We start from the raw sequence: 13,102 nt of genomic DNA on the forward strand, positions 1-13,102 counted from the left end.
ACCTCGTCGTAGACTAATTTGATTTAACCTGTACTTATTCAAAAATGAGTTTTTTAATTTTTACAAGGATACAATCTCTAACTGCTCCCCGCCAAGCAACACCAAATACTTATCAATTTTTGACACGCCATAAGATTTAGACAAGGCCTCAGCGTAAAGCGCCATCTGTCCTTGGTAACGGTCTTTGATTTCTTGTGGATTGGTGAACTTGTCTGTCTTATAATCGAAAAGGACAATGCGATCTTCCAACGGGAGGTAACCGTCGATAATCCCGCGAACGACAAACTTCTCACCGCTTTCTGGGTCTTCCTTTAGCATGGCAAACGGAGCTTCGCGATGAAGATGAGCAACATTTTCTTGGATGAGCTGACCAAGATTGCTGCTTTCAAAGAAGGCTATAATCTTGTCTAATTGGATGTTAGCTTTAACGATATCCTCTGCATCCACTTCTGCTAAAGCACGCGCTACTGTTTCCTGGGTCACCCTACTGCTGACATCTAGGCGTTGCATGAGCTCATGGACAGCAGAACCAACTGCGGCTGCGTCAGCTTTTTTCTTAGCTGAAAAATCAGGAAGTTCAAAGGTGGACTTGGGTTTGTAGGTCTCATCCATGACTTGAACACCCTCGACATCCATGACAGGCTCATAAAATTTCTTGACCTGACTCGGCGTTCGGACCGTTGGCAAGTTGATGGCCGCCTTGTAGTCTTGATTGAGTTTTTCAACATTTTCAAGCTGGGCAATAGCTTGCGCGATTTGGTCAGACTGGCGATTATCAGCTTGGTCGTCTGGGTTGAAAGGCTTGTCTGCCTCCACAAAACCAATCTTATCCTCAGTCAAATCAGCATTCGTCACAAAATCAACCCTATAATGCAAATCCGTCCTTCTATAGGTCTCATGGATAGCCAAAATCCAGTCTTGAAAGGTCATGTAACTCTCGCGATTAGCAACCGGAAGATGATTATTCACTGACTGCAACTCATACTTGTCCTGCCACTTGGACTGACTAGTTTTTCCGATGATGTAGAGCTTTTTCTCAGCCCGTGTCATGGCGACATAGAGTAGACGCATTTGTTCGGAAAGGGTTGCTAGCCGCAACTCTCGCTTGTTGAGCTGGTAGGGCAGAGTCTCCATGGATACTTTGACGGTTGGGAGCAAGTTTTCTTCCAACTCTTGGCGCATGTCAGCCAGATATTTTATCCCAATTCCATTCTCACGACTCAGAATGACCGGGGAGGTCATATCCACCATGCTAAACCGTTTGTCTGCATTGAGGATGAAGACATACTTGAATTCCAAGCCTTTAGACTTGTGAATGGTCATGAGTTGAACGGCGTGTTTGGGGAGGGCGACCTCCACATCCGCTAAATCATTTTGATTTTCCAAGACCTTGTCTATCATTCGAATAAAGCGTGATAGCCCCTTGAAACCTGACTTTTCAAAGGCGTTTGCTCTGAGGGCTAGGGCGTACAAGTTTGCTTGGCGCTGCTCTGCTCTTGGCAAAGCCCCCACGTAATCATAATAGAAACGGTCATTGTAAATCTTCCAAATCAAGTCGTAAAGCGCATGCCATTTTGCAAAATCACGCCACTCTAAAAATGTTTCAAAGAAATGCTCAAGTTTGTGGGACAGATCAGGCATGATGAGGTCTTGATGAAGACCAGAACCTCTATGAGCCCGCTGCAATTTATGGTAAAAGACGTCTTTTTCAGCCTGCAAAGCCAAGCGAGCAAGGTCATCCTCGTTGAAGCTAAACATAGGCGAGCGCAAAAGCGCTACCAAGGCGTAGTCGTTGAGAGGATTATCAATGCTGCGCAGAGTGTCTAACATAACCATGACTTCGACGGACTTGAGGTAGTTTTGCTCACCACCGTCAGTCACCAAAGGGATGCCATACTTATCAAAGGTTTGCAAAATGCCATCGTTTCGGGTACGAGAAGACACCAACAAAGTAATGTCTTCAAAAGCCACCTTTTCTTCTTTATGCAGACGAATGATTTCCTTGGCAACCAATTTAGCCTCGGCTGGGCTGATGTCGTTGGACTCGGTTTCCGTCGATGACTCTTCTGATTCGTCACTATCAATTATGAAGACCTGCGTCTCATTCTGCGGATGTGATTCTTTTTGTTTTGGTGAACCGACTCGCAACTGATGACTATCATCATAGAGAATCTCACCGACCGCTTCATCCATGAGATGTGTGAAGATGGTATTTGTGCTATTCAAAACTTCTGATTGACTACGGAAATTTTCTTTCAAAATAATCAACTTGCCATGCTCTGGGTTCTCTTGATAATCTTTGAATGTACGATTAAAAATCTGTGGGTCCGCCTGACGGAATCGATAGATGGACTGCTTAATGTCCCCCACCATAAAACGATTACGACCGTTTGACAAAAGTTCCAACATGCGTTCTTGTGTATGGTTATTATCTTGGTACTCATCAACCATAACTTCGTGATATTTAGATTGATAAAGTTGACGAATATCCTCATTCTCTTCCAAAATAGCAATGGCAAAATGAGCAACATCCGAGAATTCAAAGGCGTTTTCTTGCATTTTAGCCTGTAAATATTGGTCTGAAAAGTCAAGTAAGAAGCTCTGCAATGTTTCCAAAAGCGGAATGGTCTCAGCCTGATACTTAAAAATAGTCTCCAGATGAACCAGCCCAGAAAGACGATCATGTAGGGTTTTAAAGATTGGGTATTTGACACCCGCAACCGTCACCGCATCCGATGATGGAATTAAAGTAGTCACATCCTGCGCTAGGCGACCCAGTCCCTCATGACCATAGAGTGTCGCAAAATCACGCGCCCAGTCGTACAGATTTTCAATCATAGCCAGATGTCTTTTATAAGTCGCAGTCGGTGTCCCTTTAGCGGTCATTTGTTTGTAATCTTCTAAATCCGTCAAGTCACGAAGGGCATCCGCTGTATCCTGAATGGTCGATAAAATGCCTTGAATTTCTTGTTCAGGAAGAGCAGAAAAGTCCGTGTAGGTCTGTGCTCCTTTTAAAAAATTATCCTGCAACCATCGCCTAGGATTATCCGTTGACTGACTAAAGTCGTAAATCTTATAAACCGCATCGCGGAAGCCCTTGCTATCCTTACGATTACCAGTGAAATTCTTGACTAGCGTGGTGAAAACTCCTTTATTAGCGCCAGCCATGTAATCCGCAAATAAATCCTCGTAAACCTCATTCTTGAGCATATCCTGCTCATTTTTATCGGTCATGATTCGGAAAATTGGTGAAATGCCCATAGTATAGCCGTATTGATTGACCAATTTTTGAGTGAAGGCATCCATGGTTCCGATATCAGCGGTCTGCACGCCAACTAATTGCTGATTGAGAAAGGCTTGCATTTCTGGATTCTTGGTCTCAGCTAGCGCAGCCGTGATTTTCTTTTCCAGACGTTCCTTGAGCTCCCCCGCCGCCTTAACGGTGAAGGTTGAGATAAAGAGCTGGTCTACGGTTACACCACGCAAAATCATGTCCATAATGCGCTCAACCATGACAAAGGTTTTCCCAGACCCCGCCGAAGCTGACACCAAGATGTTGTTACCATTGGTGTAGATAGCCTCGATTTGTTCTGACGTGCGTTTTTGTTTCTTGTCCGAAGCCGCTTCTTGCTCTTGCAGCGCAGCGATTTCCTCTGCCGTCAAAAAAGGCTTAAAGCTCATCCTGGTCCTCCTCTTCCTGCATCAAGGTTAAAAAGCCCCGACGCTTCTCTTTTGCTGGCAAACGATAGAGACGCCTTGCCTGCCTCATGTGACGGTCCGCCTCAAAACCAGTGATAGCCTTGAGTTGGTCACCCGCCACCGTTTTGCCATCCTCAGTATAAGGGTTAATGGCAAAGCTACCAGACTTGATGGTCTCCGCAGCTGATAAATAAAGGTGTTTATTATGATTTTGCAAAACCGCAAGCTCCGCTTCTGAATACAAGCTGGACTTGATATCATACTTACCGTTAGCCAAAAATACCTTCTCATCCTCTGAGAATAAGCCCTGATACCGCAGCGATTGATGGGATTTCTCAACCAACTTGTCTAGCGATTTAACGTCGTTAAGATTTTGTTTGGGCTCCTGCATGTGCAAATACATAGCCCCAAAAATCTTATCCTGCGCAGATAGATTCTTGCTTTCGCGCACAGCAGACATATAGGTTACCAACTGAGGACTAAGTCCATTGTAGAATTTCTGAATATCAAATTTCTGGTCACTTGATTTATAATCGACGATTCCAAGTGCTCCGTCCGACAGTCGGTCAATTCGGTCCACGATACCGTTGATTTTAACGGCATTGTCTAGCATGAGCTCAAAGCGCTCCTCTTCATTTTCAACCGTCAACTGACTGTCTTGTCGCAAGATGGTTGCCGTTGCGCGAGCGATGTCCTCCAAAACCTCTAAAGAATACTGACTCTCCGCATCAGCTTCATAAAGAGCTTTGAAGCTTTCTTCTTGATTGGTCTGTGCGATTGCTTCATTTAATCGCTGGTCGAAATCCTCCGAGCTATCCTCCTGCATGACCAACTCAAAAACGCGGTGAAGGTAAGTTCCGTGATGTCGTGCATCTGGATGGATGGACTCTTGCTCCTGCAAGCCTAACACATACTGCAAGAAATACTTATACTGATTATTGTAGAAAGTTGTCACAGCAGACGAAGACAGGCTCAAAGGCTGGTCATCCGGGAAACGCGTTGCCATGACTTCTTGTGCCACGCGCGTGGTGGCTACCGTATCCGTTATCGCTGGTACAGAAATCCCTCCCGCTTCCAACTTATGACGCAAGAAACGCACAGCCACTGACCAGAACGTTTGCTCCTCCTTCGTCATTTCCAAATTTTGGTAAATAGCAGAGCGATTAATGTCGACAACGCGAGACAAGAGCGCTTTGTAGTTTCCCACTTGCCCCGCTTCCGCCGCCAGCTGATTGCGTCCTTTAGCCTCAACAGACACACCCATGTGCACCAATTCACTCAAGTAAGATGACATGCTGTCCTCAGCTTCATTGAGCAACTGAGGCAAACTCAAAACCAATTTTTCCGTAGCAGAATTAAAGAGAGACAAAGCCGCAAAATGATTTTTCTTGAGATTTTCACGGGTTATAATATCAAAATGTCCTGCCAAGTCTCCTTGCTCATTGATAAGCTGACGCTCCTCATCAGATACCAGCGATTTATTTTGAGCAATCTTTGGAAAATGCGATTGGGTCATGCCGAGCGCATAAACGAATTTATTGGTATGAGGCTCTACCAAGTCATAGGATTTAACCGTCACCACATCCACCGTCGCTGGAACCATACGATACTCTGCCTGCATCATGCCTGAACCAATAAGTGATAAAAATTCATCCAAGGTTAATTTTTCAGTGCCAAAAATGGTGTGGAATTGCTCTAAAATGCCTGTAAAGGTCTTCCAGACTTCTCCGTGTTTCTCCTGCTCAATCTCAGGCATTTTTGAAACTAGCGCAGCCAAATTTTCCGACAAAGCAATCTCCGTCAAAAATCCTGACAATTTTTTCAAAAGACCAGAACCTGTCTGCTTCTTAGCCTTTACCAAGGTCTCCAGTGGCCCAAGTAAATCAGCTCGAATGCTATTAAGCTTAGCCAAATCATACTTACTAGCCCCAACCGTGAAATCATTGAAAAACTTCTTCTGTCCCTTTATGTCCGCATAGGTCACATAGGCCTCAAAGTAATCCAAAGCATCCTGACTGTGTCGACCGTAAATTCCTGTCTTAAAGAGATTGACCACATCCTCTGCACGGAAATTATAGCTTTTAACACGCGCCAGCGAATCCATAAAATGCACTAAGGGATGCGCAGACATTGACTCAGCCTTCCCAAAATAATAAGGAATATCATACTTATCAAAAATCTTGCCGACCTGAAGCTTGTAGGCATCCACATCCCCCAAGAGAACCAAGATATCCTTGTAACGATGCCCAGCCTGCAGTTTCTTGCGAATCGCACGCGCCACCGCCTCGACCTCCTCCTTCTGGTTGAGACACTCCCAGATAGTCGTACGTGCCTTAGCATCCGCAGACAAGCCCAAATCATCACCCGTAAAGTCATGATGACGCTCAAACTTTTGGGAAATAGAGGCAAAGCCCTCACGACCTGACCAGGTTGATATCACGTATTGCGGTTTAGTCTTGAAAGTCTCTGCCAAGCTGCGCAAAAAATCAACCCCAGCTGCATAGACATTACCGTTGGTAAAATTAGCTTGGTAGGCCTTCTGACTAGCGTAGGAACCAATAACAATCTCCGAACACTTGGCATTCAAAAGACCAATCAAGGCCTCTTCCTCAGCTGAAAAACGAGTAAAACCGTCAACGACTAGAACAACATTTTTCAGTTCAGCATCCATATGCCCTGCCGCAACCTGCTGTGCAAAGAAAGCAATCTTGGTCTGATTGTCGTAATTCCCCTCACGAAGTAAGTCGGAAACAGCCGTGAAAATCTTGACCAAGTCCTCATACTTTTCAAGTGAATGCAGAGCTTGCAAATCTAAAACCGTCAAATTGGCAGTTTTTAATTCCTTGTACAAGTCCACCAATTGTTGGATGAATGAGCTGTCCTGTTTAAGACGACCAAAAACACGCAATTCGCCATCGTCAAATTGAGAAAGGGCTCGATAGAAAATCATGGCTAACCCTGTATCATTGAGGCTTTCCTTTTGATTAGGCTCATTAAGCACAAAGTAACGCGCCAGTTGAGCAAAACGCGTGATGGTGATGGCAAAAGAAGCCTGCTCTGGTAAAGCTTCAAGAACCGCACGCTCCTTTTCAAAAGATAAGGAGTTAGGGGCAATGTAAAAAACGCGCCGACCGTCGCTTGCAGCCTGCGCAGCTTCATTGACCAGAACTTCTGTCATATTATGTGAAATATCAGTATAAAGTAATTTCATAGGTCTCCAATCTTTGAGATGCTTAGGTCTATTATAGCAAAAATCAGCAAATAAAAATGAGATTGGGCACTTACTCCCAACCTCAAAAATCTTATCCGATTGACCCTTCCATTTCAAAGCTAATCAAACGATTCAACTCAACAGCGTATTCCATCGGTAATTCTTTGGTAAATGGCTCCACAAAACCCATAATGATTTTTTCTGTGGCTTCTTGCTCTGTCAAACCTCGGCTCATCAGATAAAAGAGCTGGTCTTCAGAAATTTTTGAAACTTTTGCTTCATGTTCAAGTGAAACACTGGCGTTATGGATTTCATTGAAAGGCTTTGTGTCTGATGATGACAAGTCATCCATCAAAATAGTATCACATTCGATATGACTTTTTGATTTTGCAGAATTTGGTCCAAAGTAAACTTGCCCACGATAATCAACCTTACCACCAGCGCGTGCAAGAGATTTGGAAATAATAGATGATTTGGTATGTGGCGCTTTGTGGATCATCTTGGCACCTGTATCTTGGTGCTGACCTTCATTTGCCATGGCGATGGTCATCATGGTACCAGTCGCACCTTCCCCTTCCAAATAAACCGCAGGGTATTTCATGGTCGTGTGTGACCCAAGATTGCCATCAATCCATTCAACCGTCGCATGCTCCTTAGCTACGGCACGTTTGGTAACCAAATTATAGACATTATCTGACCAGTTTTGAATGGTCGTATAGCGAAGATGAGAGCCGGCCATTGCATAAACCTCTACCACCGCCGCATGCAAACTATTGGTTGTGTAAGTTGGAGCTGTACACCCTTCCACATAGTGCATGCTAGCGCCCTCATCAACAACAATCAAGGTTCTTTCAAACTGACCGGTATTTTCATTATTGATACGCAGGTAAAGTTGTAAAGGAATATCAAGCTCCACCCCTTTAGGAATATAAATGAATGTTCCACCAGACCAAACCGCAGAATTGAGCGCAGCCAATTTATTGTCTGACGGAGGTACGAGTTTTGCAAAATATTCTTTAAACAAGTCTGGGTATTCTTGCAGAGCACTGTCGATATCCGTGAAAATCACACCTCTGGACTCAAACTCATTCTTCATATTATGATAAACCACTTCAGACTCATATTGGGCGACTGTACCTGCCAAATAAGAGCGCTCAGCTTCAGGGACGCCTAAGCGTTCAAAGGTCTCTTTGACCTTATCAGGTACCTCATCCCAATCCCTAGCAGGCTTATCCGTAACCTTTTGATAATAAATAATATCGTCAAAATCAATCTCTGACAAATCTGGTCCCCAATCAGGCATGGGCATACTGTTAAAAATCTCCAGTGATTTCAAGCGAAAGTCCAACATCCATTCCGGTTCATTCTTGGCAGCAGACAATTGTCTAACGACCGACTCATTCAGCCCCTTGCCTGTGCTATATACAGGGTCCACATCAACATGGAAACCCACTTCATATGATTTATGTTCAATGATTGTATTGTCATTTGTCACAATGTTATCACCAATCCCTTCTAAAAAATACTATTACTAGCCTACCATACTTTTTAATATAAATTAAGCATTTTTCACTGAAAAGATTGATAACATCATCACAACCCTAAAAATCATAATCCTCATCAGCCATAGCTTCCGCTTCTCCCATCAAATAACCAGCACCGACCTGTGAAAAGAAATCGTGGTTGGCGGTCTCGATTGAGATACCATTCATAACGATAGGATTGACGTCACTAGCTGTGGCATGGTCAAAATAGGCTTCAAATCCCATATTTTGAAGAGCCTTATTGGCATTGTATTTAACGAAGGTTTTAATATCTTCGGTCAAGCCAATTTCTGCATAGACTTCGTCTGTATAGGCAAATTCATTGTCAAGCAATTCGTCTAAAAAGGCATACATCCAGGCTTTGAAATCCGCCTGTTCGCTGTCACTTAATTCATCAAAACCGAGTCTGAATTTATAGCCTAGATAGGTACCATGTACAGATTCATCGCGGATAACCAATTTAATCAGCTCTGCCAGATTGGCTAATTTATTTTGTCCTCGGTACCAAAGAGGAATGAAAAAGTTGCTGTAATAGAGGATTCCTTCTAAGAAAACACTGGCAACCATAACCTGCAGGGCAGTCCCATTTTGGTAATACTCATTAATTTTACGAGCCTTAAATTGCATACGAGGGTCATTATTCATCCAGTCATAGATAGCCTCAATATCTTTGAAAGTATTGAGAGAAATCAAAATTGTCCCATAAGTTTTGGCGTGAATAGATTCCATGAAATTAAAGTCAGTCAGAACTGCCAATTCTTTTTGTGTCCGGTGATTTTTCTTAATAGCATAGAGGCCCTCCTCAGACTGCAAGGTATCAAGAAGTGCTAAACCACCAACAGCCTTCTTAACCACGGTCTTTTCAACCTCTGATAATTGTTGCCAATCCAAGAGGTCGTTGGAAACAGGCACGCGCGTGTCCAGCCAAAATTGAGCTGTCGCCTTATCCCAGACATACTCGTCAAACTCATCCTCTACCAACTGCCAGTTCATTGATTTATGTAGCATCCTAACCCCCTAAAAATCATAGTCATCATCTGTCATCGCATCATTTTGAACCATGTTTCGACCATGCTTAGTCAAATCATGCCTGCGAAGCGGAGCAAGCGCGTGTTCATAAGGTGCCAAGAGCTCTTTTCTTGAGCTGTACTGGGCTGATAAATTGAGACTAGTAAGAATCTCATTCGCAGATTCTCTAACAAAATCAATCCCTAGATTAACACTACCCGGCACCTGATAATAGGTCACAACAAGAGTCGTCAAACGATTGACCAAATCTACTACCGTCTCCTGAGCCCAGGCTAAGAAACTGTTAACCTGATTTATTTCCTGCTGTGCCATCATCAGACCTAGCTTATGACTGAGATAGATAGCATGAAGAGATTCGTTGCGAAGAACCATCTTTATCGTCTCTCCCAACTGCTTGAAGCCTTTATCAACCCAGAGGTGAATAGGATAAGCTAAAAAGGCGCTATTTATCAAACCTTCCAAGCAGAGTGCCATGAATCGTTTTCTCAAAGGATCACTCCCCGCATAGATAGCATCCACTTCTTGGAGTAGATCTTGAAGTGCAGGGTCACTATCAGCACTGTCAAACCATTGAGACACGTCTTGATTGTCGTTGAAAATACGTAAAATCCGATTGTAGGCCTTGGTATTGACCATCTCTGTAAACTGGAGATTATTGATAATAGCAATTTCTTGTTGGGAACGTTCGCTGTGGCGAATAATCTCTCCTGCTTCGATAGATTGATAGGTGGCAAGAAGATTTAAGACAGCCAGTAGGCGATTAAGCTGGTCTTTCTCATCATCACTTAGCGCCAGCCATTTTCCCAAATCCTCCTCAATCGGAATACGAGTGTCCAACCAAAAGAGCGAGGTCGCCCGCTCCCAAGTCGCATTGTCCAGCTCGTCTTCAACCACATTCCAGTTAATAGCTTTATAATACAAATACTGTTGATACATCTTTTCTCCTTAAATCATACATGATTCGCAATTGTTGACACTAGCAAACTCATCATCCTCAGTGTAAGTTCGAACATAGTAGAGCGACTTGATACCCTTAGTCCAAGCGTAATTGCGCAGACGGTTCAGGTCCCGCGTCGTCAAATTTGGATTTCCAGCAGCCTTCCATTCGTACAAGCCCTCTGGCAATTTTGAGCGCATAAAGAGTGTCAAACTCATCCCTTGGTCAATATGCTTTTGTGCTGTCGCATAGACATCAATGATACGGCGTTGGTCCATGTCGTAGGCGGTTTTATAGTAAGGCAAGGTCTCATTTGACAAGTGAGGTGCTGGGTAAAAGATTGAGCCAACCTTCTTCTCCTGACGATTTTCCACCAACTGCGTTATAGGATGAAGCGAGGCGCTAGTCTCATTGATATATGAAATAGACCCATTTGGAGCGATAGCCAAACGGTTACGGTGATAGAGTCCGTCCTTCATGACTGCTTCTTTCAACACCTTCCAGTCCTCGACACTTGGTAGTTTGATATTGGAAAATAGCTGAGCTGCTTTGCTTGATGAAAACTGAAAATCAGACGTCAAATATTGGTCAAAATAAGCCCCATCTGCATAAGTCGATGCTACAAAGTCATGAAAGACCTGACCTTTTTCAACCGCAATAGCATGACTGGTTTTTAGAGAATAGTAGTTCATGGCTAAAAAGAAGGCATCCACAATCTCCAAGGCTTCAGGTGAATCGTAGGCAATCTGATGAGTCGCAAGCAAGGTATGAAGTCCCATAGCACCAAGACCAATCGTATGATAGAGTTGATTTCCCTTAGCCACTGTCGGCACTTCTTCAATAGACTCGCTATCCGTCACTGTTGTCAAAGCACGAACTGCCAGGTCAATAGATTTTTCAAAATCAGGCGAAGCCATAAGATTAACCATGTTCATTGACCCAAGATTACATGAAATATCTGTGCCGACTTGTTTATAACTCAAATCATCATTCAAAACAGATGGGTCTTGAGGCTGCAAGATTTCTGAGCAAAGATTACTCATGATGATTTTTCCTTTGACAGGATTGGTATTATTGGCGGTATCAATATTTAGAATGTAAGGATAACCAGATTCTTGTTGGAGGCGTGAGATTTCCTGTTCTAATTCACGCGCATTGATTTGGACTGTCTCAATCTCTGGATTGGCTACCATATCATCGTACTCTTTCGTTAAATCAACATAGGAAAACGGCTTGCCATAGACGCGTTCGACATGATAGGGATTGAAGAGGTGCATGGGTTGATTGGTTTTCAATAGTTCATAATACTTGTCTGGCACAACTAGACCTAGTGACAGAGTTTTAACCCTAATCTTTTCATCCGAATTTTCCTTTTTGGTGGATAAAAAGCCTAAAATATCCTGATGAAAGACATTGAGATAGACAACACCAGCCCCATTACGTTGACCAAGTTGATTACTATAAGAAAAGGAATCCTCTAGTAGTTTCATAACAGGTAGAACACCTGACGAAGCGTTGGCAATCTCCTTAATCGGAGACCCAGCAGCTCGTAGATTTGACAGATTGACACCAACACCACCACCGATACGGGACAATTGCAGCGCTGAATTGACAGCACGACCGATAGAAAGCATGGAATCCTCAATATCAATCAAGAAACAGGACACCATTTCCCCACGGCGCTTCTTACCCGCATTTAAAAAAGTTGGCGTTGCTGGTTGATAGCGTTGGGTCAACAACTCCTCTAACAAGTTTTGTGCTAAGGTCTTATCCCCCTTACCCAAATACAAGGCGTTCATCACCGCACGTTCCTCAAATGATTCAAGATAATGCTTCAAATCATTGGTTCTGAGGGCATATTGGTTATAAAATTTGTAGGCAGCCATGAAACTTTTGAAGGTGAAGTTAAAATCCGCTGCGCGTGCATATAAAGACAAAACAAACTCATTTTTGTAATCCTGACCATCATCTGAATAAACATCCAAAATCTTGTCATCAAGGTAGTGATTAGCTACCAAGTAATCCAATTTAGCTTCCACACTATCGAAAGTCATAGTTTTAGCCTTAATTTCTGACTTCAAGTAGTCATCCAGTGCTTCTTGGTCATAGTGAAGCGGAATCTGCCCATCAACTGGGATATTTAACATATTATTCAGAACAAAATAATCTTGACTCATTTGATAAGTCCTCCTTCTCTCGCTAGGCTCACTAATTTATCTCCAATTCGATGAACATCAGCTTCGGTTCCTCGGAGTTCAAATTCATCAATGACTGGAAAGCCAAAACTTTCCGCATACTGATGCGCAGTTAAGCAGTACTGCTTATTAAAATTACGATTGCCACTGCCAACGATTCCCAAACATTTGTCACGATTTGAACCATAGGCAATCAATTCTTTCAAAGGTGTCGTTAAAATTTCTTGAAAACCCGTATCAAGACCATTTCCCCCTTCAAGATATGAGGGGAGAAAACTAAAATAAGGCTCGTCAATGATACGCTCAACAGTTTCACCGTCGCGAACCCAATCTTTAACATTTGATAGGGATAAATGAATGGCATAATCCTCTCTGAGATAATTTTTTAAACGCTTAAGAAAGCTTGTCGTGTTGCCACTGAGACTAATATAATAGATTTTGACCGTTTGCATTTTGTCTCCTATTCGACTATAATATCAAGATATAG

General features: G+C 43.2%; 7 protein-coding genes. All 7 read right to left on the reverse strand.

The window, feature by feature from the left end; genetic code table 11:
* Positions 1-60: 60 nt before the first annotated feature.
* Positions 61-3,681 carry a helicase-exonuclease AddAB subunit AddA gene (gene addA, locus IYQ92_RS00980; RefSeq protein ID WP_195674898.1) on the reverse strand — a complete coding sequence of 1,207 codons (3,621 nt, stop codon included), beginning with the start codon at positions 3,679-3,681 and terminating at the stop codon, positions 61-63.
* A complete protein-coding gene (rexB, locus tag IYQ92_RS00985; RefSeq protein WP_195674899.1) occupies positions 3,671-6,910 on the reverse strand; it encodes an ATP-dependent nuclease subunit B in 3,240 nt (1,079 codons plus the stop codon). Before rexB ends, addA begins: the two co-directional genes overlap by 11 nt.
* A gap of 91 nt (positions 6,911-7,001) precedes the next feature.
* Entirely contained in the window at positions 7,002-8,405 is a 1,404-nt protein-coding gene (sufB, locus tag IYQ92_RS00990; RefSeq protein ID WP_324253037.1) for a Fe-S cluster assembly protein SufB, read from the reverse strand.
* Between the two features lie 106 nt (positions 8,406-8,511).
* Positions 8,512-9,462, reverse strand: coding sequence for a class 1b ribonucleoside-diphosphate reductase subunit beta (nrdF, locus tag IYQ92_RS00995; RefSeq protein ID WP_195674900.1), 951 nt, complete (start codon positions 9,460-9,462; stop codon positions 8,512-8,514).
* A gap of 9 nt (positions 9,463-9,471) precedes the next feature.
* Positions 9,472-10,419 (reverse strand): ribonucleotide-diphosphate reductase subunit beta, encoded by a 948-nt coding sequence (locus tag IYQ92_RS01000; RefSeq protein WP_195674901.1) that lies wholly within the window; start codon positions 10,417-10,419, stop codon positions 9,472-9,474.
* 9 nt (positions 10,420-10,428) lie between these two features.
* A complete protein-coding gene (nrdE, locus tag IYQ92_RS01005; protein WP_195674902.1) occupies positions 10,429-12,597 on the reverse strand; it encodes a class 1b ribonucleoside-diphosphate reductase subunit alpha in 2,169 nt (722 codons plus the stop codon).
* Positions 12,594-13,067 (reverse strand): class Ib ribonucleoside-diphosphate reductase assembly flavoprotein NrdI, encoded by a 474-nt coding sequence (nrdI, locus tag IYQ92_RS01010; RefSeq protein WP_195674903.1) that lies wholly within the window; start codon positions 13,065-13,067, stop codon positions 12,594-12,596. The genes nrdE and nrdI overlap by 4 nt, the downstream gene beginning before the upstream one ends.
* Between the last annotated feature and the right edge of the window lie 35 nt (positions 13,068-13,102).

It is taken from the genome of Streptococcus sp. HF-1907 (genome assembly GCF_015594605.1).
In the GTDB taxonomy this organism is placed as follows: domain Bacteria; phylum Bacillota; class Bacilli; order Lactobacillales; family Streptococcaceae; genus Streptococcus.

Bases quoted from the DNA above. Each gene is read 5' to 3' on its own strand.
- addA (WP_195674898.1), bottom strand. From the start codon at position 3,681: ATGAGCTTTAAGCCTTTTTTGACGGCAGAGGAAATCGCTGCGCTGCAA.
- rexB (WP_195674899.1), bottom strand. From the start codon at position 6,910: ATGAAATTACTTTATACTGATATTTCACATAATATGACAGAAGTTCTG.
- nrdF (WP_195674900.1), bottom strand. From the start codon at position 9,462: ATGCTACATAAATCAATGAACTGGCAGTTGGTAGAGGATGAGTTTGAC.
- IYQ92_RS01000 (WP_195674901.1), bottom strand. From the start codon at position 10,419: ATGTATCAACAGTATTTGTATTATAAAGCTATTAACTGGAATGTGGTT.
- nrdI (WP_195674903.1), bottom strand. From the start codon at position 13,067: ATGCAAACGGTCAAAATCTATTATATTAGTCTCAGTGGCAACACGACA.
- nrdE (WP_195674902.1), bottom strand. From the start codon at position 12,597: ATGAGTCAAGATTATTTTGTTCTGAATAATATGTTAAATATCCCAGTT.